The 22,410-nt window shown below is 55.1% G+C and carries 13 protein-coding genes and 1 tRNA gene; 6 read left to right on the forward strand and 8 right to left on the reverse strand.

What is annotated here, in order from left to right; genetic code table 11:
- Positions 1–108: 108 nt before the first annotated feature.
- Positions 109–1,347 (reverse strand): tetratricopeptide repeat protein, encoded by a 1,239-nt coding sequence (locus Q31a_RS05125; RefSeq protein WP_197356233.1) that lies wholly within the window; start codon positions 1,345–1,347, stop codon positions 109–111.
- Positions 1,348–1,643: 296 nt separating this feature from the next.
- Between Q31a_RS05125 and Q31a_RS05130 the strand changes: the two genes are divergently transcribed.
- Both Q31a_RS05130 and Q31a_RS30685 read left to right on the forward strand, forming a co-directional pair.
- Positions 1,644–1,716: transfer RNA gene (locus tag Q31a_RS05130), tRNA-His, on the forward strand.
- A gap of 393 nt (positions 1,717–2,109) precedes the next feature.
- Positions 2,110–4,101 carry a Kelch repeat-containing protein gene (locus tag Q31a_RS30685; RefSeq protein ID WP_231691075.1) on the forward strand — a complete coding sequence of 664 codons (1,992 nt, stop codon included), beginning with the start codon at positions 2,110–2,112 and terminating at the stop codon, positions 4,099–4,101.
- 69 nt (positions 4,102–4,170) lie between these two features.
- Here Q31a_RS30685 and Q31a_RS05140 read toward each other — a convergent pair whose 3' ends face one another.
- On the reverse strand, positions 4,171–5,571 hold the full coding sequence (locus Q31a_RS05140; RefSeq protein WP_145074974.1) for a DUF6513 domain-containing protein: 1,401 nt from the start codon (positions 5,569–5,571) through the stop codon (positions 4,171–4,173).
- Positions 5,572–5,846: 275 nt separating this feature from the next.
- Between Q31a_RS05140 and Q31a_RS05145 the strand changes: the two genes are divergently transcribed.
- Positions 5,847–6,689, forward strand: a complete 843-nt coding sequence (locus Q31a_RS05145) for an RluA family pseudouridine synthase (RefSeq protein WP_145074977.1) — start codon at positions 5,847–5,849, stop codon at positions 6,687–6,689.
- A gap of 391 nt (positions 6,690–7,080) precedes the next feature.
- On the opposite strand, the gene Q31a_RS05150 is transcribed toward Q31a_RS05145, so the two are convergent.
- A complete protein-coding gene (locus Q31a_RS05150; RefSeq protein WP_145074980.1) occupies positions 7,081–8,925 on the reverse strand; it encodes a carbon starvation CstA family protein in 1,845 nt (614 codons plus the stop codon).
- A gap of 455 nt (positions 8,926–9,380) precedes the next feature.
- On the opposite strand from Q31a_RS05150, the gene Q31a_RS05155 reads away from it, so the two are divergent.
- Both Q31a_RS05155 and nhaD read left to right on the forward strand, forming a co-directional pair.
- Positions 9,381–10,850, forward strand: a complete 1,470-nt coding sequence (locus Q31a_RS05155; RefSeq protein WP_145074983.1) for a dicarboxylate/amino acid:cation symporter — start codon at positions 9,381–9,383, stop codon at positions 10,848–10,850.
- A 269-nt stretch (positions 10,851–11,119) separates the two neighbouring features.
- On the forward strand, positions 11,120–12,577 hold the full coding sequence (nhaD, locus tag Q31a_RS05160) for a sodium:proton antiporter NhaD (protein ID WP_145074985.1): 1,458 nt from the start codon (positions 11,120–11,122) through the stop codon (positions 12,575–12,577).
- 132 nt (positions 12,578–12,709) lie between these two features.
- On the opposite strand, the gene Q31a_RS05165 is transcribed toward nhaD, so the two are convergent.
- The 5 genes from Q31a_RS05165 to Q31a_RS05185 form a co-directional block, all read right to left on the reverse strand.
- Positions 12,710–13,957 carry an AAA family ATPase gene (locus Q31a_RS05165; RefSeq protein WP_145074988.1) on the reverse strand — a complete coding sequence of 416 codons (1,248 nt, stop codon included), beginning with the start codon at positions 13,955–13,957 and terminating at the stop codon, positions 12,710–12,712.
- Positions 13,958–14,025: 68 nt separating this feature from the next.
- Positions 14,026–15,738 carry a type II and III secretion system protein family protein gene (locus Q31a_RS05170; RefSeq protein ID WP_197356235.1) on the reverse strand — a complete coding sequence of 571 codons (1,713 nt, stop codon included), beginning with the start codon at positions 15,736–15,738 and terminating at the stop codon, positions 14,026–14,028.
- Between the two features lie 165 nt (positions 15,739–15,903).
- The gene (cpaB, locus tag Q31a_RS05175) at positions 15,904–16,968 is read right to left on the reverse strand and encodes a Flp pilus assembly protein CpaB (RefSeq protein ID WP_145074993.1); all 1,065 of its coding nucleotides are present in this window, start codon (positions 16,966–16,968) and stop codon (positions 15,904–15,906) included.
- A gap of 569 nt (positions 16,969–17,537) precedes the next feature.
- The gene (locus Q31a_RS05180) at positions 17,538–18,092 is read right to left on the reverse strand and encodes an A24 family peptidase (protein WP_145074996.1); all 555 of its coding nucleotides are present in this window, start codon (positions 18,090–18,092) and stop codon (positions 17,538–17,540) included.
- A 402-nt stretch (positions 18,093–18,494) separates the two neighbouring features.
- A complete protein-coding gene (locus Q31a_RS05185; RefSeq protein WP_145074999.1) occupies positions 18,495–18,665 on the reverse strand; it encodes a Flp family type IVb pilin in 171 nt (56 codons plus the stop codon).
- A gap of 367 nt (positions 18,666–19,032) precedes the next feature.
- Here Q31a_RS05185 and Q31a_RS05190 point away from each other — a divergent pair, with 367 nt between their 5' ends.
- Complete coding sequence (locus Q31a_RS05190) at positions 19,033–22,401, forward strand: PAS domain S-box protein (protein ID WP_145075002.1); 3,369 nt, start codon at positions 19,033–19,035, stop codon at positions 22,399–22,401.
- Positions 22,402–22,410 lie beyond the last annotated feature (9 nt).

Consider the following 22,410-nt stretch of genomic DNA (forward strand, 5'->3'; position numbering starts at 1 on the left):
CCAGGCGAGCCTCTAGCCACCGAATCGTGCGGTGACGCCGAACTTTTTGGGGGTGGGGCGACCCTTTGAGCAGGTGCGCTTCACGCGCGGCGTGTAGGGAATCGCTGGTTATTGGCGAGTCTGCGTGGTTTTGTTGGAGGCGGTACGAACGCGATTGGCGCCGCCCGGTTCCCCAGTTGTGGTGGAGGAGTCGAGGCGGGGTTGGACGTAGGCGGTCTTGGCTTCATAGAGACTGAGTCGTTGTTGGACTTCGCTGCGTTCTGCATCCGAACTAACGGCTAGAGCCCGACGTTGGAATTGGATCGCTTCAGTGAATTTCCCATTGGCTGCGTTGGCAGCGGCTAGTGTTTCGAGCACGCGTGGCGAATTCGCATCTCCCAGTTCCAGCGCTTTCTTGGCGGCACTCAATGCTAGATCCCCGTTGCGAAATTTTCGGTCGGGGCATGTGGCCATGAGCCAAGACGCATTTTGGTACGCTCTCGCATATTTGTTGTTGATGGCCACAGCGGATCGGTAGGCTTGGGCTGCTTCCTCCCACTTCCCCAAGAACTGGTAGGCATCGGCTAAATCGCTTTGGTAAACCGCGCTATCGGTTCCGAGTTCGGCGGCGCGCTGATAGTCGGCAATGGCGACGTCGTAGTCCTCCAACATGAATTGGCTGTGCGCCCGACTGTTGTAGTACTGCGGATCGGTCGCATCGCGTTCAATGGCCAAGCTGTAGTCTTTCGATGCTTGTTCGAACCGTCCGAGTTCAAAGTAGAGTTCACCGCGATTGAAGTACGCATTGGCATAATCGGGTTTAAGCTCCAGGGCGCGCGTCACCGAGTTGATGGCTCGCGCGTAGTCCCCTTTCATTGCCAGACTGATCGCAAAGTTGTGATGGATGCGCCAATTCGTGGGGCCGTACTGGATGGCCGTTTCAAAATCATCGGCCGCTTGATGGTCGAGCTTATCGGCCTCTTCCAGGGCACCGCGTTGGACCATGGCTGCTGCTGCTTCGTTGCGCATTTCGCCACGACGGTTGAGTGCCCAGGCAAGCAGGCTGCCCGCATAATCTCGGTCGGCAGTCGAGCTCTTCTGGCTAGATACCACATTGGCGCAGGCACGCGCGATGGCGGTCACGTCCGCTTCACTGCGGACCGCTTGAGTGCGTTGGTAGAGCGCTCTTAGGTTGGGCGAAATGGCCGTGGCAGCTGAGTTGCCGGAGGCGGCTGAATGGTTTGAGGCCGAGATGCTCGAAGTCGCGGGAGCGGTGGCTTGGAGGCGAATCTCAGCACGTTGAGCGATCGCGGGGGATTCGAGGGCAGAGACGGCAAGCAGGACAAATGCAGAGCTACGCAAAACCACGGGCGACTTCCTTAACAGCAGGTCAATCCATTCCAGGGGAACGCATCGATGGGTGTCTGTCCCCAGCATGGAATGCGAATTGGGGAATGAGACGATGCTTCCTAAGCTGTGTATAGCGATTTCAACCCGCCCAAGAAAAGCCCGAATTAAGGATGTTCCGGGGCTAGTCGTGGCATCCAGCCACAAAAAAGAGCTTTCGGGGACAAAATCGTGAGCGTCGGATCATAAGTTCGACTTTAAAGGGAAACATCGGATTGACGACAACCCGCTTCAGATCTAAAATCGGCCTCAACACGGTGGGCGTAGCTCAGTTGGTAGAGCACTGGATTGTGGTTCCAGTGGTCACGGGTTCGAGCCCCGTCGTCCACCCTCCTGTTTCACTAAGCGAATCGTTGGTTCAACGACTTCTGGCCCCCGTTTAGTGCCGATTTTTGGGGCTGATAGAATGCCCCTCAGCGATGCCCGAGGGGGTGGCTGTTCTAGGCCCAGGCTGTTGTGGAGAGTTTCTCCCTCCTCTCCCTGTTTTCTGCCTCCTGTTGGCGATTGCTCCTCCCCTCCCCCAGCGTCGCGATTCGCAATTTAGGCGAAATCCCGTATTGTCTTAGGGCGTTTTTCATTGGCGCCCTATAAAATACCGGACCCAGATGATTTCCCGGATCTCGTCTTTGAGCTGTTTTGCTGCCAACCAGGCCGCGCTGAGCACCGAGCTTGGACGCCACGGTAAATGCTTGCCCCGGAAACTCCGACTGAAAGGCTCCTATAGTGATTCCATGGATCAACGCGTTTGCCTTGGCATTGAGCTTGTTCCTCATCCATGCGGTGGCCTTCGCCGCCGATTCCAAGCTCCCCAAAGTTTGGATCTACACCGATATGAGCGACCCCACACTGCCCGGGACCAATCATCGAGGCACGATCAATGATCCCGACGATGTCTCGGCCATGGCAGGCTATCTGTTGATGGCAAATCGCTTTGAGACGCTTGGCATCGTGGTGGCTAGCACGCATCGGCAGGAGCATGCCGCTTCGCCGGACCAAGCGGACTGGGCCAATCGCCTCTTCGGTACGGCCTATCGCACCGACTTAAAAAATCTTCAGCAGTTGGGAGGCTTTCCCGAGGAGATCCGTTTTACCCAATCGTGCATCAAATCGACGGGCGAGCTGTTTGCTGAAGATGAAAAATATGAATCGCTCGAAGGCTACCGCAGCGTCAAGGCACTCTTGGACGCGGCCCAACATCTCGCCGATGGCGAAGTTCTCAATGTATTGTGTTGGGGCTCGGTAACTGAGCCAGCAATCCTAGTGGCCCACTGCCTAACCCACGATAAAAGGGAGTTGCTAGGAAAACTGCGCTTCATTGCTCACTGGACGAGTTCTTCGTTCCATCAAGGAACCGCCGAACACCCCGAAGACGTCTCCAATTGCCGCGAAGATGCAGCCGCCTGCCGGTATATGAAGTCGATAGCCGCTTCCGGAAGAATCTCTTACTTCGAATGTGGAGCCATTGGCCAGCATGGCATTGTGAGTGGTAGTCCGAAAGGGAAGCAGTATTACGATCAGTTCCGCACTAGTCAGCTCGGCACGCAGTTCGTTGAAGGGAAGTTCGTTAGGGACTGCGTCGATCATTCGGATTCCGCGACGTACTGGACGTTGTTGGGAGAGTACGGTGTGAGCTTGACGGATATCGCCGCTGATGGATCGAACACAGCGAGCGTTGAAAAACGCAACGAGGGGAAACTTGCTGCTGCCTCACAACGCCTCCATGACGAACTGCTGCGTCGCTCGGTGATTGCGGGTGGGGGAGAGTCTACCGTGTTGAGCTCTCCGCGGATGTCTGCGGATCGTTGGGAAATGCTCGATACGCTAGGAACGCCAACCGCGCGACATGAGGCGGCGATGGTTGGTTTTGAAGGTAAGTGCTATTTGTTGGGAGGACGCAGGATCAATCCCGTGAATGTCTTCGATCCTTGGACGGGTACGTGGACGGCGAAATCTGTGACGCCGCTCGAGTTGCATCACTTTCAGGGAGTGGTTGTGGGGGACCGGATCTATCTCATGGGGGCGATGACAGGTGGCTATCCCACGGAAACTCCGCTCGAAAAAATAGTGGTGTATTCCCCCAACAAGGATCAGTTTGAGTTCGTGCATTCCATTCCGGAAGCACGGCGGCGTGGCGGAGCAGGGGCCGTCTATCACGATGGTAAAATCTATCTTGTGGGAGGCATTACCCATGGTCACATGGACGGATATCAGAGTTGGTTCGACGCCTATGATCCACAAACCGGCGACTGGGAGATTCTGCCTGATGCGCCCCACGCACGCGACCATTTTCAGGCGGTGGTAATTGAAAATCGACTCTACGCAGCGGGAGGTCGGCAGACATCCAAGGTTACGCAGGAAGTTTTTAGTAGGACGGTGGCGGCTGTCGACGTTTTCGATTTTGAAACTGGCCAATGGCTACCTTCCACAGACACGCCCGTACTACCGACGCCGCGGGCAGGCAATAGTTGTGCTGTCCTCGACGGCAAACTTGTGGTCGCAGGCGGGGAGAGTGGTGGAAGATCATCGGCTCATGCCGAAGTGGAAGTCTATTCCCCTGAGTCGGCCGCTTGGTCCACGCTGCCCAGCTTGCAGCGTGGACGGCATGGGACTGGAGTGGTGCGTATCGGCGACTATTTCTACACCGCATCGGGCAGTGGTGGCCGGGGTGGGAGCCCGGAATTGAACTCGACCGAACGCCTGCAGTTGCGCCCCTAATCCGGTGGTTCTCTCTTCCTTTTGCTGTCGCCCTTCTGTCCTCCCCAATTCGCGTGCTGCTGCACCTGGTTAGGAGGAACGCGGCTTGCGCGATAGTCGATGGGGTTGTTCGGCGCGCGTCAAAAACCCCCAGTCTAAGGCCACATCTTGCTCGTATTGTTTGGAGAGCGTGTTGGCGGTCAGCGCTTTGGCCATTTCAAAACCCAAGTAAAACGCATGCGCGGGATCGATGGTTGCACCGACCGCGCTATCCAATAACTGCTGTGCCACTTCGAATGGATCGGTCGCATGGACGTGGACGCCTGCGGATACGGCATGGATTTCGCTTTGCCGCGTGAAAATGCGAATGTTGCGGTCACGAATGGTCCGCGCTAAGGAATCTAATATCTCGTTATCGAACTCGGTTACACGCGTATCGCGTAAAGTCACCAGTTGCGGCTCCAAATGTTTGGGCGGTATGCGATGTTCGACCGCATAATGCATCATGCGTCGCGCTAAATCGCATTCCCGAACGCTTGAGCGAGCCCAGTTGATGACTTGGGTGGTTAGCACGGACTGAATATTCAACTCTTGGCAGATGCCCAGTAGCAAGACATTGATGGGGGCGGAGTCTGCGTCTGTCAGTTCGGTGACATTGCCAATTCCCATCATCATCGGTAGTTGTGGATAGCTCCGACGGCAAGCGGTATAGCGTTCTAGACTCGACGCAAACCCGCAGCCCAACGGTTCAAGGATTGGATCGAGTCGTACTGAAATGTCACGCTCTGTCAAAAAAAATATCGTTTCTTCGAAACTTTTTTTATCGTCAGGTGTATCGGGAATCACGACGACTTCGGCTCCCCAGTCAACGGCTTGTGCGCGATTGGAACTGTTGACCGACAGTACGAGTTGCGCGCCTGCCGCGCAGGCTTGCGCGACTTCCCAGGAGTCGAAGGAGTCGATCGAAACACGTATGTCCAGATCGCGCAATTGCTTGATTGCGTCGGACACCTTGGTCCATCGATGACCGGGCGTGCATCCCACGTCGATAACGTCTGCTCCCTGCTGTTTCAGGAACAATGCCTGTTCGAGGAGAGCTTGCGAACTCAGTTTTGGCGCGTGGTTGATCTCGGCAATGATCTCAATGGAGTACTTTCCATAGTCGGTGGCAATTGGTCGTTTATTCCCAAAAAATAACGGTAAATCACGAATGTCGCGTGGTCCACAGACGACTGGGGTTTCAATCGAGTGAGCGATGTCCTCGAGATTGTGGGATAGACAGCCTGGCAACATCACCTGTGTTGCATGGGGAGGAACAACTAGATGCCTCAGTATCCATTTGGGTGTCATCAACGCGGCGACAGTGATCGGGAGCACACCGATGGTGTACTGGAATTTGAGTTCTTCAGCTACTCTCGCAACCGTCGTGCGCACCGCCTGTTCGGCCAATCGACCAGTTACAAAATAAAAGTGTTCGTTGGTGAAGCTCATGATTTTATTTTGTCGAAGAGAGTAGAAATGAAGTGATGGATTGAACGTTGCAAACCGCCTCAAGATAACTTGTATCGGACAACCGCAAAAAGTTTTTCGTTAAAACGACTTGACCTGTGTACAACGTTCACTACAAAGAGACTTAACGAGGAGCTCAAAAAGAACAGCCGTCGTCCTTGATTGTTCTTGTGGCCGGGGCTCCTCGTTTTTTTCTGCGCTGTTGGTAACGCGATTGCTCACTCTGCTCCTGCACTCTGTAGCATTCATTTCTAATCATGAATGAACCGATCCAAATTCTGCATGAAGAATCGCATTTCATGCTCATCAACAAGCCGGCAGGTTTGTTTAGCCAAGCGGCCCCTGGTGTACCTAGTCTTGAAACATGTCTAACGTCACAGATCAAGCAACGCGACGAACATCATGGGCAGCCCTTTATTGGTTTACCACATCGACTGGATCGAGCAACATCGGGCATCATGTTAATTGCTCGTAATCAACGCTCGCTGGCTCGCTTTGGCCAACAATTTCAGAGCCGAAAGGTGGGCAAGTACTACTTAGCGGTCGTGCAGGGCATGTTGCCGGTTGGGGTGTACGAGTGGGAGGACTATCTCCGCAAGATTCCCAACGAGCCGCAAGCAGAGGTTGCTCTTGCGACGGCCAGTGGCGCACGCCAAGCCAAGTTGACGGCTCAGGTGATCGCGACAACTGCCACGCAAAGCTTACTGTTGATCCATTTGTCGACCGGACGCATGCATCAGATTCGTGTACAAGCTGCCTCGCGTGGTTTTCCCGTGCTAGGCGATGCGCTTTACAGCAATTCAGCGACTGGCGAAGTGCTGGCAACCGACACGAGTGGCCGTGTAACGCAACTCTCGCAAAGCACTCCGGCGGAGGAACCGAGTTCAACGGTAACGTACCCGTCAGCGGTACCCATTGGTCTGCATGCGTTGAGAATTGAATTCCGGCATCCTAAAACAGCTTTGCAGTGCTGCGCGACGGCCGAGCTACCCGAGAGGTGGCAAGCCTGGGCGGCTAATTTTGCCGAACCTCTGAGGGAGGTTTGCCAGCGAAGTCGGCGCGATGAGAGACAGGCTTGGAAGTTTCCCCTCGAGCTCTAAAGCGGTCGTCAGGCTTGCCTCGCTTCCCCGCTCGTCGACGAAATACGACTTCAGGCCGTATGCAAGAAATCCTACATCCGAAGTGCGCTGTCGCGGCGATGACTCGCGTGCTGCAGGACCACTGGCGCTCTAAGAACGGTGGAAGTCCACCAGGGCTGGATGCACTCGAAAATCCTGCTGTCGCGGCAACCACGCCTGCCTTGCACAGCAAGTTGTCGATGCAACGACTGCCCGGTCGCGCGCGAGTGCCGGTTTCATGTGCGCGGCGTCGAGCGACCGCTTACCGATTGGGCCAGTTCAGAGCGCTGTGTTGCGTGTTGGGCAGCCCCCACCTACGCACGTGCTCTCAGCTGGCCTGGATCGCATACCTAACGCGTCGAGGGCAAACGCTCTAGTTGGTTCCCGGAACCGACGGCAGGGGGGCTAGCTGAGGCTCCAGGACTCCACGAGCCTTTTTCCAGACGATCAATGCTTCGAAGAAGACCCACACCTGAAGCACGAGAATGCTGACGCCAAAGGCCACGAGTTGATACTTGCCCTGAGGAATCCAGTTGTACCACAGGTCGTAGGTCATCGCCCAACCGGGGACGAGCATCATCAAGAGGGTGGGGATTGCAAGGAAAGCGATCGTCTTGCTGCGGCGCCAAAGATAGAACGTGGCGACGAGAAGTGCCAAGCCGGCCAGGAGTTGATTGGTGGCACCGAATAGGGGCCAGAGCATGAGCCCCCCTTTGCCTGGAGCGTCCCCTGCAAAAATGGCGATGGCACCTCCCACGGTTACCGCGAGCGTGGTTGCTACGTATTTATTTTGCGCTGCGGGGAGGCGCAGCGTGCCCCCCAGTTCTTGTAGGACATAACGCTGCAAACGCGTTGCCGTATCGAGGGTCGTTGCCGCAAAGCTAGCGACGAGTACAGCGACAATTCCGATGCCAAGCCGCACGGGAATTCCGATGGCAGTCAGGAAGTTGGCTCCGCCTTCGATAAATGCGGCGAGTTTTTTCGCCAGCGTCTGCTTGCTCCAGCCACCATCGTCGCCTGTTCGGTAGTAGGTTCTCCAGGCATCGCGAGCGACGAGTTTCTCTCCGCTGGCAGACGTTTGATAGCTGTATTCGCTGGAGTTGGTTTGTTTCTGCAAGGCGCCCATCCCCACACCAGCGGTGCAAGCTAGGATGACGACTACGGCCAGAGCCGATTCGAGCAGCATGGCCCCATAGCCAACCGCTTGGGCATCGCGCTCACACTCCACTTGTTTGCTGCTCGTCCCCGAGCTCACCAAGCAGTGAAAACCACTGCAAGCCCCACAGGCAATGGTGATGAACAGGAAGGGGAAGATGGGAGGGGCATCGGCTGGAATGGTCGTGGACACCGCCTCGGTGGAAGCCATCAGATCGGCTGACCCCGTTAGGCTGGCTACGATCAACCCCAGGACGAGCAGACTCAGCGCAACAAACAATTGTTGGCTGTTCACCAAGTCGCGTGGCTGAAGGAGGAGCCACACCGGGAGAACGGAGGCTGCAAAGCAGTAGATCAGGAGCAGGACGGTCCAGACCACGATCGGGTTGAGGTAGGAGCCGGGGCCCGAGTCGGGTAACCACAGAGCTAAGTCCAAGGGAAGGTAGTAGACGCCTACGTAGACCGCTGCATAGAGTATGATCAGCGAAAGAATCGATGGGATCGTGATCGACTTTCCTCTGCGATGTACCCAGAATCCAATGCCAATTGCAATGGGCATGGCCATCCACACCGAGAGGACGCTTTCCGGATAAAGGGCAAAAATATTGGCGATGACCAAGCCGAAAATTGCCAACACGATCCACAGTGCGAGAGCCAAGATCGACAGAAAGAGGATGCGTGCACGCGGTGAAATCATCCGCCCGGCAACCTCGCCCAGCGTCTGACCTCGATTGCGGATGGAGATGACCAGTGCAGCCATGTCGTGCACACCGCCAATGAGGATAGCGCCGAAGACGACCCACAGCAAGGCGGGAAGCCAGCCCCAGAACACGGCGATGGCGGGACCTACAATGGGCCCCGTTCCAGCGATACTGGTAAAATGGTGTCCAAACACAATACTGCGTTTGGTGGGCACGAAATCCTGATCGTCGCGTAGAGCTTTGCTTGGAACCGCACTGTCGGCAGACAGTTCAAACAATTTGTTGCTGAGCCATTTTCCATAGGTGAAGTAGGCGATTAAGAGAAGAGCTAGAGCTCCTAAACAGACAAAAAGAGTACTCATCGAACGGTCGCCAGAATGGTAGGGAAGTGTGGGGTGTGGATCGAACCCCATGAGGCTTGTTGGTATAGTAACCGGCCGCGTAACGGCTGGTTGATTTAAGAGCGCGTTGAGTTTTACCGTGTGGTTGCACGCTCAATTGCCCGCTAGCTGCATCCACCCTTCCTGGCTCACGGGACGGGGGCTAGCCGGTAAGCAAAGCTGGACTCGTGGCTGCAGCAATTTTATTCGACGTGCGATTCAAGCATTGAGATTGAAAATACAACGAAATCAACATGCTGTTGAGCGATGAGGCTGTTGAAAATGGTAGGCCGCACGTGCTACAGGACTCAAGAGCAGCAGTAGGGACTAAAATAACCTCCCGGTGTGCTCCACACAACTTGCAGTGCGATGCCCCGTTAATAAGTCTCGGTGATGGCACCCAATAGGGGCCTAAAAGTTTGCTTCAGGGGATAAATGTGAAGTTGGAACTGCATTGGAAGATCTTAATTGGAATGGTTCTTGGAGCCGTATTGGGGATTGCGGTCAATTGGCAGTGGAGCACGCGCGTCACCGAGCTCCAGAGTGGGCTCCCCGCTGGTGTGCAGCAGGCTACCATCCGTGATTCAAGCGATACGATCCAAGTGTCGTGGATCGACGAGTTGGGGGAGGAGCATGAGCGGATCGTGGATCCGACGGGGAACACACCTGGAGGTGTGATGACGGTAGACGATCTTGCGAAAACGTCGCCCTTGGCAGCCGAGTTGTATGAGCGAGCACCCAGTAGGGCGAAGCAAATTGGCAAATGGTGCAAGCGGATTGGTGGGCTGTTTCTGCGGATGTTGCAAATGGTTTCCGTGCCACTGATCATCGCTTCGCTGTCGACCGGCATTCTGGGAATGAGTGGTGCGAGTCGCTTCAAAAAGATGTTTTCCGCAACCCTCGCCTACTACGTAGCCACCAGCGGCTTGGCCATTCTGACCGGTTTGGCGGTTACCAACATCATCAACCCGGGCTTGAATACGTCGCTCAAACTGGATGTGGCCCAAGCACAAGTCCATCCCGCGACGTTGACCGAGACGCTGATGCAGCAGGTCGAAACCATGATCCCGACCAATCCCTTTGCGGCGATCGCGAATTCTGCGTTCCTATCGGTCATCTCCTTCACGCTGCTGTTCAGCATTTTCACCTTGAAGGTCGGTGGAGAGGCGTTGGTTCGGATGCGGCAGTTGGCGGACGATAGCTTTCAGGTCATGATGTTGCTGACCGCTGCCATCATCGGGCTGGCCCCCTACGGCGTGTTCCTTTTAATGATTTATGTCACGGCCACCCAGGGGATTGCCGTCTTTTCGGCGTTGGCTTGGTACATGTTGGCTGTCGCCAGCGGGTTGTTGTTTCATGCTCTGGTGACGCTCCCCATCATCGTATGGGTGCTGGCACGCAGGAGTCCCTGGGCATTGATGAAGGCGATGTCGCCAGCCCTACTCACTGCCTTCAGCAGTGCGAGTAGCAACGCCACGCTGCCGCTAACGATCAACAATATTGAGAAGCGAGCGGGGGTGTCCAATCGCACTAGCTCCTTCGTGCTCCCGCTCGGCTCGACCATCAATATGGACGGTACGGCGCTCTACGAAGCTGTGGCGGTGTTATTCATTGGGCAATTGGCATTTGGTGCCAACATGGATCTGACGCAGCAGATTGCCATCGCCCTGACTGCGTTGTTGGCGAGTATCGGCGCAGCCGGGATCCCGCATGCTGGCTTAGTGATGATGGCGATCGTCTTACAAGCGGCCAATCTGCCAATTGAATATCAGGGAATTATCCTAGCGGTAGACCGTGTTTTGGACATGTTTCGCACGAGTGTCAACGTTTGGAGTGACTGCTGTGGCACGACGGTGATCGACCGATTGGTGCCTCCTGCCACGGCAAGTCTGGATGGAGGCCCATGAGGGGGTGTAATGGCCGCATATTTGACATAACTAAACTAGACTACGCAGATCGGATAAAAACCGTAAATTGTGTACAAACTAAGCTCACATGAGCGGAACGCATCCTAGCGGCGTGCTATTCCTTACCGGCACTTTTATCCAGATACGCTAAATGTCCTCCAAAAGGTTGGAGGTAGGCTGGAAGGTGCCGTTAGGCTGTTCGAGGTTGGCCCGAACTTCGATGCTGCTGATTTCTCAAAGATCCGAAAGCGGAGTTAGGTTACCGAGACATGTTATTAGCAGGCATCATTCTATTGTTTGTTGTGGGCTATCTGGTGATTGCCCTGGAGCACCCGCTGCACATTGATAAAGCGGCTACCGCGCTGTTTATCGGGGCCAGTTGCTGGGCGCTGTACATCATCGGCATCGATTCGTTTCTGCCAATGGAGCGAATCCCCGAAGCTTTTCAAGCCGAGGTGGCCGCCGCCGGCGGACATGTTTCGGCCCATGAGTTGGCCATCCATTATGCGATCGAAGGGCAGTTCCTGCCGCTGATTGGTGAAATCGCCTATATCCTGTTCTTCCTCATGGGGGCCATGACCATTGTCGAATTGGTCGATGCCTACGAGGGATTCAAAGTCATCACCGACCGTATCAAGACGCTCAATAAAGTACGACTGCTGTGGACGGTTTGTTTCTTAACCTTCTTTCTGTCGGCAGTGCTCGATAATTTAACGACGACCATTGTGATGGTGTCGCTAATGAAAAAATTGGTACGGGAACGCGAGACGCGGCTGTTCTTCTGCGGCATGATTGTCGTGTCCGCCAATGCGGGCGGAGCCTGGACAGTGATCGGTGACGTGACGACAACCATGTTGTGGATTGGCGACAAAATCTCCACCTTCACGGTCATGAGTGCCTTGATCATCCCAAGTTTGATTTGCATGATCGTGCCGTTGATCATCGCCTCCTTGATGTTAAAAGGGGACGTCGAACGGCCGGAACGTAGCGGAGATCACGAAGATAAGACACTCAAGCCCTGGCACTCGACCCTGTTCCTCTCGCTCGGGTTTGCTGGTTTGATCTTTGTTCCGATCTTCAAATCTGTAACGCACTTGCCGCCGTTCATGGGAATGATGTTTAGCTTGAGTGTTATTTGGATTGTGTCCGAGTTCGTCAAGCACGATCTTGATGAGGCGACCCGCTCGAGCACCAATGTCGTGGGGGTTCTCAAGAAAATCGATACCGCCAGCATCCTGTTCTTCCTGGGGATTCTTTTGGCTGTAGGAACACTGCAGTCGACAGGTGTCCTGCGGTCCTTGGCTGGGTGGCTCACCGATGTCGTGCCTAACATGCAAGTGGTCGCTTTGGTGATCGGCTTACTGTCAGCGATCGTCGACAACGTGCCGCTGGTTGCCGCTGGAATCGGCATGTACGACTTCCCCAAGGACGATACCTTTTGGTTGTTCCTTGCCTACTGTGCTGGAACTGGGGGGAGCTGTTTGATCATTGGCTCCGCTGCAGGGGTGGCTGCTATGGGCCTCGAGAAAATTGACTTTATCTGGTACATCAAGCGCGTTTCGCTATGGGCTCTCGTTGGCTACTTAAGCGGTGCCGGTGCCTATGTTGTCCAAGAGAAGCTAATGCCACGGGCATCTGCTGCAGCAGTTGAAGATCATGCCGAGCTGCCAGCTTCCGAGTCCCATGTGGAACTTGCGGCCGAAGTGCATACCCACCCTGGTGTATAACAATTTTCGGAACCGCTGAGCTCAAAAAAAACGCCAGTGTCGGGCTGTCCCGACACTGGCGTTTTGCATTGCATTGGATCGCCTCGTGCGCCCGCCAGTTTTGACGAAGCACCCGGGGGGGCCGCTGAGCGGCTAGCGATTGTTTTTCTGCTTGCCCTTGTTAGGCCAGAAATTCAACCAGGAGCTGGAGCCGCTGGCTGAGGCACCGGCTGCTTCCGCATCATCGCCATCTTCGGCGTTTTCAGCACCGCTGCCATTGATCGCATTGGCCAAATTTTGCATCGCCACCGTGATCGGCGCCTTGGGCGCCTGCTCCAGCAGCGGGATACCGTTATTGCGCACTTCGATCATCGTGCGATAGTCGTTCGGGATCTGTCCGAAGATTTCTCGTCCGATCGTTTCTTTCGCCTTCTTGAGCTTAATCTGGCCGCTCTCCAGTCCAACGCGATTGACGATGATCTTGAGCTTTTCACGCAGCCCTTCAATTTCGTCAAAGGACATTTGCAACCGCACGAGATTGCGCAAGCACGGAAGGTCGAGCTGGACCACCATTAAGACATCGTTCGCGAACTCAAAGGCCGCCAAGTCGATCTCGGTGAATCCCTTGGAAACGTCAATCACAATGTGTGAGAAGGTCGCTTTGAGCAACCCAAATACTCGCCGGAGTGATTCCGGGGTGATGTAGGCAACGTCTTGCAGTTGCACCGGACGGGGGAGCAGGTAGAGGCCGGAACTGTGTTTGGTCAATGACCGTTTGAGCAATTGGAAGTCGAGCCGCGAGACGTTCTGTGTCACGTCGAGGAGGCTGTAGTCTGGGATGGTGTCGAGGAATACATCGGCATCACCGATCGCCAGATCGAGATCCACCAAGGCAACCGAATTCTCGGGATTGGACGCGAGTACGCAGCCGAGGTTTACCGCGACGCTGGTGCAGCCGACGCCACCGGAAGCTCCAGCGACCGCAATGATTTTTGCGTTGCGGTTTCCGCCGCTCTTCCCCTTGTTCTTGGAATCGGAAATGCGCGTCAACGCAGCCATGAGATCATCAAGGCTCAACGGCAGTGTTAAAAATTCCTTGGCGCCAGCCCGCATGGCTCGCAAAATCAACTGCCCATCCCCACTGGAACTCACCGCTAGGATGGCGCAGTCGGGAGCCGTGGCATGCATCTTCTCAAGCAGCGCCAAAGCGGAATCTGGATTTCCATCGAGACTGACGACTCCAACATCGGGAGTAGATTGAGTGACGACGTCCGGAAAGAACTCATAGCGCGAGCACTCTGCCTCGAGCCAGACGATATCCATCCCGAGGAGCATTTTCTTGAGGGTTTCGCGCGAGTCATCTTGCGGATCGACCAAAGCGAGGCGGAGTACATTACTCATTGAACATTGGCCTTCAAACGACTTACGATAAGAACAGCTGGCTACTACGGAAACGGTGGTTCAAGTGCTTATCGCACCACACCACCAGTTGGGTAGCTCTCTAAGTATTGTTGGTTTTGCGATTGGCCTCCCGCTTGCGGGGCTTGGGCTGGCGGAAGATTCGTGGTCACCGGTTGACGTGCGAGTTTGGGAGTACTGGTACTGTTGTTCATTGCAGCCGCGTTGGGAGTCACCGTGGGCAGCGGAGCGGAAGGGGTGTTGTAGCCTCCGTCGGTCGGAGCGTTCATGTATTGCGGAGGTGTTGCCTCTTGGTAATAGCCCGGTTGGGGATCGATATAGTTCTGGTTCGGGACAAAATTGCCTGCCTCAGGTGGACACTGCGCGTTTCCGCCTACAGGGGTTTCGACATAGCCCTTCCAATACAGTTCCTTGTCCGTTGGAGGCTGCGAGAACATACCTGGAGCCATGCTTGGAACTTCATGGGGATCCATCGGACCAGCAAAGTTCGGAGTCACTGTGATCAACAACTCGATCTCATTCTGTTCCTCACGCGTGGTGCGGAAAAGAGCGCCGACGTAGGGGATGTCTGATAGAACCGGCAGACCGAGGTTCACCGTTTCGCTCTTGACCTGCAACAGTCCCGCCAGAGCGAGCGTTTGGCCCGCACCCATTTCGACGCCTGTCTCGAGGAAGCGGCTGCGGAGACCAGGCACGCTCGTACCGTTGATGACTACGCTTCGACTTGGATCGATTTCGCTGACATAGGGACGGACTTCCAACCAAATGCGACCGTTGCCGCGTACCTTGGCAACGTAATCCAATCGCGTTCCGAACTCGCGGAATTGAACGGCGACCTGTCCTAAACCAGCGGGGATCAGGATCGGGATTTCTCCCCCTGCATTGAAGCTAGCCGGGCGACCATCGACAGCGGTCAAGGTCGGACTGGCCAACACCTTCACCAGATTGTTTTTACGCAGTGCACGGACGGCGGTGAAGAAGGTGCTACTGTTCTCAATCACACCCAGTTGAAAGGTTTCAATACCTGTTGTGGAGATCGCGCCGCTCGCGTTACTCACAATTCCGCCGACCGATTGCTTGATGAAGTCGTCGCCGTTGGCAAATGCCCAGTCGATGCCGAGTTCGCGAAGCTTCGTCCGCGAAATCTCCATGATTTGAGTTTCCAACTGGATCGTGTAAACGCCGGTTACGTTCACCTTGTTGATCACCGTTGGGAAATAGAGTTCAGCGATCTCCATGACCTCTTCGACGTGGTCGTCGCTGGTGACAAATCCGCTGACGATACAGCCCTGTTGGACTGGCACAACTTGGAGATTTGCGTCGGGGAACAAGCCACGCAGAATTGCCTCCAATTCGCGGACATCCCCTAGCACCATGACTTCGATGGAGTGGACCGATTCGTCAGCTCCGAGTAGATCCACCTGGGTGATACCAGTGGTCAGGGCGGAGAGTTGAAGGCGATTGCCACCCTCCAGCGGCAGAACAGACAGAATATCCGGATTCTGAATGCGGATACTCTTGAAGGGTTGGTTCGCGGTGATTTCACGGCTGGTGCTGACCACCATCCGCATAGCTTGGCGTTCTTCTGAATTTGAAACGTCAACGCTAGTATTGACGATCTGCCATTGGTGCAGTGGCTGCTCTTGGGCTGAGACCGACTGGCTGCCGCAGACGCTGACGGTAGCCAGAACCCCGCAGATAGCACGTGCGAAAAGGCGTCGTAGCAACCACTTGTTGCGGGGGCAGCGTTTCAAGACAGCCATGCAATCACATCCTTGTATTGACTTATCATTGAGCCACGTCATCCTTGACGTTTTCGATACTGCTCGCAGAACGGTCGACGAGAGTTCGGGCTAGTGCATTCCCCGTACTGCCAGCAATGGCTTGCTAGGCTGTACTTGGAAGCATTGTTTGGGTAGGTAGCGTTACTAGTCGACTTTGGGCGAAGGAGCAGCGGCGGCTGGCTCGGCTCCCGCTGCGGGCTGCGACAGTGATGTACCTGTAGGATATGTCGGCGAATATCCACCGTAACCTGAATAAACATTCTCAGATGCTACATCCCACGGATTTGCTGGCATTGAATTGTTTGCGTCACCTGCGCCTCTTGCCCCATTTTCACTGACCGGTTGGGGGATGTCTTTCTCCCCACTCCACTCGTAGCGGGTGACTCCATTGGGGGTGATGATGCTCAGCGAGTTCTTGGGTTCTGGAGCTGGTGCCTCGACTTTGGTGTTCGTGAACATCGATTCCATACCACGGGTGGCTGCGAAATCTTCGTCCTCGCTGGCTGCGGGTTCTTGCGAACGCATCCAGCTCATGAACGTCTCGCCATTGTCCGTCCCGGTGTCTTCATTATCTTCGCCGAACGGGCGAAGGCTAAGCCGCAGATCTCCAACGCTATTGGCTAGCGTGAGTGCTTCGAGCTGGCTTTCCTTGACGAGGAGTTGGAAGTCGTAGGACTTCGCAGCCGTTTTCTCTTCGTTGTCGCGAGTGGTGATACCGTTGATGCCATGCACGGTCACATTGCGCATGACGGTTGAACTTTCCTTCTTACCATTGCGTCCGCTGCCGATGGTAAACGTTCCGACGATATCAACGTGATCGCCTGGCTTGATATAGCTAGCCGATTCGGTAATGCTGAAAATTCGGTAGCCCTCGGGGATGCCCGTCGAAAAGCTATCCCGCGTGTCGGTCAACTTACGCTCTAGCAGGGGTTCACCCGGGAAAATCTTTTGGTTGGTGAATTTGCCTTCGATTTGGTCCAAGTTGGTAATAGCACCAGTCGGCAGCCGTTTGGACGGCCACTTTTCTAGTTTGACATTCTCCGCAGAGATTTTCTGGAGGTGTGGCAGTTCCTTTACTGCGATGAAGATCTCGGTCATCGCCTCGGAAGAATCTCCGCCATCTTGCATCACAGCTTTGCTTGCTGCGACGGCGGCGATCATTCCGCAACCAAGTGCCACGATAAGAAGTACAAGTGATTTTGCTCGCATAGCCGGTTTGCCTTAGACGCCTAACAATTCAGTACGCGCGGCGGGCCGCATCCTGCGTACCTTATTCGTCGCTTACTCTCAAGAAAACGCCGTTGATTCCGGTTCGCGGGCTGATGTAGACGCTGGGAGGTTTTCTCGGCGTCCATGCTGGATATCATTGGCATTGGCCAAACCCATGCTTCAACCTCGTTGAGGTTGACCGATCATCTCACCTCAGAAGAGGAGTTCCCCTGTTCGTTAAAAACGCACCCTATCGGACCGGCAAACTGGAGGACGGTGTTCTCGCTGTTTGGCATCGTCCAATTGCTAGGGGACGGTTTGAATAAACCAAGGATTTGTCCAACAATCCCAGTGTTTTCTCTCGCGGGCGACTCGGAATTCTTCGCCTTCGGCGGCTTGCAGACTGAATCTTCCCTGCCAGGCTGCCACGCCGAGATGCGGTTATGGGACCAGCCAAGCTCCCGCTCGAGAGCTCAGCTGGATTCCTAATTTCGCACGAATTTCTACGGCACCGACTAACGCATAGTCCGTTTGGGCAAGCCTTCACTACTGGCGGTGTCGTGCTCTACTTAGATCAATCCCGCGAAGGCGAAATATCCAATGGCAGCCACCGTCATGGGGATGCCGTAGGGAAGCAGACGCATGCGAGGCTTGCGTTCCTGCGAGATCTCGTAGAGCTTATCCGCATTGCGGACGGTGACAATTTCGTGAAGTAAAGCTTGGGCTTGAGTCCAGTGCTTCACCCAGTCTCCGCTGATCGCGATCTGTGCGATGGCCATGATGGCACCGACGATGGTGGTGGCAACGAAGATGTACCAAGTGTGCTCAATGTGCACAAAGGCAGCGATACCGGCGAGCAGTTTGACGTCCCCGGCTCCCATACCACCGATGAGGTGCAAACCGAAGAGCAATGCCAAGCCGAAAAAGGTCGCTGCTAGACTCCAGCCCAGTCCTGCCCAGCCGCCGACGGCCGTGCTGTAGATCCAACCAGCCAAAATCAGCGGGTAGGTGATCTTGTTTGGCACTTTGAGATAGAGCCCGTCGATAACTGCTGCGATGACCAGAGTAACGGAGACGGCCCACATGGCCCCGTTTTCCGACAATTGACTAATGATTGATTCCATGGTTGCGACCCAATTCCGAGTGTTGGCGGTTGAACCCGTCTGGTCTGGGCAACCTAAATCCAGTGATTTGTGTTTGCAGTCGTTGTCTTACCGCAGGCTGAGCATCCACACAAACATAGTGGTGAGGATCGTGCCTGCGAAACAAGCGAGTTCCCACAGGCCGGAGATCGATTCGACTGGCATAAGGCAAGGTGACATGCTTGGCTCCGGCGATTTCTGATAAGGGACTTGAGGGAGGATTCGATGAGTTGTCACAACCACGGAAGTGTGTGATTGTGAGCGATGTCAGCCAAGCGGTCTTCGTCCAGGGATGGATGCGAAGACCGCGATTGGCCGACTATTTCTCTTTGCGGCTCGTACGCCGAATAGGTACAACCGACGTAAGAGTGGACGCAATTCAACCTACAGTTGGTTTGCAACTTCGGTGAAGGTTGCCGAAGCACTAGTACCGATCGAGGTAATAGCACCCAAGCACACAACTACGATCAGAGCGAGCATTACTGCGTACTCAACCGCGGTCGGTCCATCTTCAGACTTTAGGAAACGTTGGATCTTCGAGGCGAAATTCTTCATGGCATCTCTCCAGGTTTAGAGAACGCCCGTACGGGCGTATCTAGAAAAAAACGTGTGCTGTTTAACCTCGGCTTCGCCACCGCCGTCCGAAAAACAAGCTCCACGACAACGCACCTTGAGTCACAGCGAACGGTGGTCCGCTCTCTCATGGGTGCACTAGAAACTTAGGACAGATTTGATGACTGTCAAATTTTGTCGCCTGGGAAATTTGTAGGATTGAGGGCTTTTTTGTTGATGACGGAGTAATTGCCTATTCATAGGCACTTTTCCGACGCGATAATCGTTAGGATCTGCGAGTTGCGGCTCTCCCAAATATCGGAGAGCTCTCCGATTGTGTTACCGGTTGTTTTATCGAGGGGTGAGTCTCATGCCATCGCGAATTCTTCGCCTGATTCCCCGTCGTCAGAGGGTTTGGGGTGGTTTGGGCTTGATTGGCGTCGCCCACCTACCGCTAGCCGCCTTCGGCAGCCAAAACCCCATCGCCTATATTCTGCCAATTGTGGTGACCTCCCTGTGCACGATGGCTTCGCACAAGCATGTGAAAATGATCGTGTTGTGGGCGATTACCCTTTCTGTGCTGAGCATGTGGAATGCGCCCGACGGAAATTCGACGGAGCATCGCCTACAATTGTTGGGACTCGCCTGTTCCCATCTCATTATTGGAGCGGCTCATGTGCTGATTCTACGCAGCCCCTGGGGGCCAGCACGTACCGAACTCCGGCTGGCCAATCGCCTCAAACGTCAATCACGGCACTTGCAGGAAGTCCTGCAGAATCAAGAGACGACCAAGCGCGACGTGGAACAACGCGCCGTCCTGCAGTTCGAATCCGATCGACGAACCTTGCTAGAGCATCTACCCGTGCACGTCGTGCAGAAGGATTGCGAGGGGCGGTTCACTTTTGTTTCGCAATCTTTTTGTCGATTGGTGGGTCGTGAGTATGCAGACGTCGTGGGGAAGGATGATTTTGACCTGTTCCCCTCCGCGGGGGCGTCCAAGTACGTGGCTGATGATCAAATTGTCATGGACTCGGGCGAGGTCTTTAACGGAGTCGAGGAAACACAGCTGCCCGACGGCTCTCACTCCTACATGCAAGTCCGCAAAGCCGCCATGCGAGACGACGACGGGAAGGTGATTGGCGTCCAGGGGGTATTTTGGGATATCACCGAGGAATACATCAGTCGCAAGGAGTTGCAACGCATTGAATCGCGAGCCCACGCGCTGATCAATGCGACCCTCGATGCGGTACTCATTGTGGACAGTGAAGGTCGCGCATTGGATGCGAATCCCGCTTCGGAAACGATCCTCGGTTTCGCGCGTGGCGATGTGGCTACGCGACCCACCATCGGGTCGATCATGCATTTCAACGTGATGGAGAACGGACAACGGGCGTCCGACGCCGAGAATCGGAATTCGAAGTTCGAACGCAAGGCATCGATCGATACCATTCTGAAATCGGCTACCGGCCGCCGCATTGAAGCTCGGCTGAGACGAAGCGACGGAACTTGGTTTGATGCCGAGATCTCAGCACACCCTCTTACGGTCGACGATTCGCAAGGCTGGGCTATTTTTATTCGCGATATTACGCGTCGCAAAAAGGCGGAGCAGGAACTTCGATCTGCCAAGGAAGCTGCAGAAGAGGCCAACGCCACCAAGAGTGAATTTGTTGCCAATGTCAGTCATGAACTACGCACTCCGTTGACCGGAATTGTAGGCCTGCATGAGCTGCTGGCGCGAAGCCCCCTCAACGAGCGCCAACACAACTATCTGCGGTTGGCGAAAGTCTCGGCCAGCAACCTGCTGACACTTATCGATGACCTTCTCGATTTCTCCAAAATCGAAGCTGGGCATATCGAAATCGTGTCCGCCCCATTCTGCCTAGCCACCACGCTCGAGGAGGCAACACACTCCCTCGCTGCCAGAGCCCAGCTCAAAGGCTTGGAGCTGATGATTGACTTGGACGGTGAGGTGCCGCCGGTACTGCTAGGCGACGCGCACCGTATTAAGCAGGTGCTTATCAACCTCGTCGGCAATGCAATCAAATTTACGGAACGTGGCGATGTGCGTGTGCGGCTCACCCCTGCGCGTGGACCTTCTTCAGAACAGCGAACCCCCTCAGCCTCTCGAGCGTCTGGCTCCAGCGGGGAACGCAAGCGGGCTCCGCAGCCAGCCGTTGCAGCAGGAATTCCAGCAGAGGAATGCATCCACCTAAGGATTGAAGTTCTCGATAGTGGAATTGGTGTCGATGCCGAGCAACGCCAGTCGATTTTTGAAGCCTTTCATCAAGCGGATAGTAGTACCACACGAAGGTATGGAGGCACAGGACTCGGTTTGGCGATCTGCAAAGACCTTGTGCTGAAGATGCAGGGGACTATCGGAGTTACCAATGCTTATGACATGGAGGGAAACCCCGCCTCTGGGAGTTGTTTTTTCTTCGAATTACCGTTTGTTGTTGGTGCAGAGCAGGAATTGCCGAACGTGAAGGCCGTCGCTCCCAAGTCTCACAAGGAAAAAATTGTGATGGCGATGGACAGCGGGCCCTGGCAAATACTGCTGCGACGGGAGATTGAAAGATTGGGGTACGATACCGTTCAGATACCGGTCGCCCGATTGGGAGATCGCAAACAGTCTGAATTTTTTGCAGCTGGAAATAACTCCATTGTTATCGTCGATTTTCGAGAGTTGGAACGCCTCCGACTCGATAGTGCTCCGGTAGTCGAACGCTGGATTTTGCTCAATTTGCTGGCGCATGAACAACCGCAACATCTGCCCACTTGGCTCAAACATGCCGATGTGGTTTGGTTGTGTCGGCCCGTCCGGCGGTCCGAGTTGCTCAGCGCGCTGACCAGCCATTCACCGAACAAGCCCAGCCCCAGTCCCCCAGTGCCAGTCAGCGAGAGTTTGCCCACGCGTGGTGCCCACGTGCTGCTGGTCGAAGACAGCACGATCAACCAAGTGATCCTCAAGGATATGCTGGTAGGCTTGGGGCACCTTGTGACCACTGCCAGCAACGGCCGCGAAGCGGTGACGCTATGCAACCAGCAGGCCTTCGAATTGGTTTTGATGGATATCCAAATGCCAGATATTGATGGTATGGAAGCCACGCGCCAAATACGGCAAACCGAGTTGGCAACAGGAAAACACCAACTCATCTGTGCCCTGACGGCTCATGCAACGCGACAAGATCGTGAGTTGTGTACCGCCGCGGGAATGGATCTGTTTCTGGTCAAACCGATCTCGTTGGATTGCTTGAAAGTCGTCGTCGAGCAGGTACAGGGAGGGCCTCACGCTGCGGAAGCACTCCAGTTTCAGCTCGGATCGCCGCTGGAAGAAAATGCAACTCCATTGGAAAATACGCCCGATAGGCTCGATTCTCCGACACCGGAACAAGCCCTGCAAGATGCTCCGGATAGGGCCGCACTGCTCGTCATGCTGCATGACAACGAGGGTCTAATGAACGATGTCTTGCGTCTCCTTGGCAGGGAGTTGCCCAAGCTGGCGCGAAGCTTTCAAGCGGCACTTAAGGCCGAGGACTCCAAGCAAGCTCGACGGGCTGTTCATACGTTCAAGAGCAATGTACGCCAAGTAGGCCTTAAGAAACTGGGCGCGTACGCTGAGCAACTCGAATGCATGGCTCGCGATTCCAGTCTGGAGGAGCTGTCACCCCACGCCCCTGCCCTGCAGGATTTAGCGGGTGCTGTGGCAGATTGGGCCGATGGACTGCTAGACCCCTCCTAGCTCTCAAGC

Origin of the sequence: Aureliella helgolandensis (assembly GCF_007752135.1) — a bacterium.
In the GTDB taxonomy this organism is placed as follows: Bacteria; Planctomycetota; Planctomycetia; order Pirellulales; family Pirellulaceae; genus Aureliella; species Aureliella helgolandensis.

Excerpts from the sequence above, each read along its gene's own strand:
- Q31a_RS05145 (WP_145074977.1), top strand. The coding sequence starts at position 5,847 with ATGAATGAACCGATCCAAATTCTGCATGAAGAATCGCATTTCATGCTC.
- nhaD (WP_145074985.1), top strand. The coding sequence starts at position 11,120 with ATGTTATTAGCAGGCATCATTCTATTGTTTGTTGTGGGCTATCTGGTG.
- Q31a_RS05185 (WP_145074999.1), bottom strand. The coding sequence starts at position 18,665 with ATGAAGAATTTCGCCTCGAAGATCCAACGTTTCCTAAAGTCTGAAGAT.
- cpaB (WP_145074993.1), bottom strand. The coding sequence starts at position 16,968 with ATGCGAGCAAAATCACTTGTACTTCTTATCGTGGCACTTGGTTGCGGA.
- Q31a_RS05140 (WP_145074974.1), bottom strand. The coding sequence starts at position 5,571 with ATGAGCTTCACCAACGAACACTTTTATTTTGTAACTGGTCGATTGGCC.
- Q31a_RS05165 (WP_145074988.1), bottom strand. The coding sequence starts at position 13,957 with ATGAGTAATGTACTCCGCCTCGCTTTGGTCGATCCGCAAGATGACTCG.
- Q31a_RS05150 (WP_145074980.1), bottom strand. The coding sequence starts at position 8,925 with ATGAGTACTCTTTTTGTCTGTTTAGGAGCTCTAGCTCTTCTCTTAATC.
- Q31a_RS05180 (WP_145074996.1), bottom strand. The coding sequence starts at position 18,092 with ATGGAATCAATCATTAGTCAATTGTCGGAAAACGGGGCCATGTGGGCC.
- Q31a_RS05170 (WP_197356235.1), bottom strand. The coding sequence starts at position 15,738 with ATGGCTGTCTTGAAACGCTGCCCCCGCAACAAGTGGTTGCTACGACGC.
- Q31a_RS05190 (WP_145075002.1), top strand. The coding sequence starts at position 19,033 with ATGCCATCGCGAATTCTTCGCCTGATTCCCCGTCGTCAGAGGGTTTGG.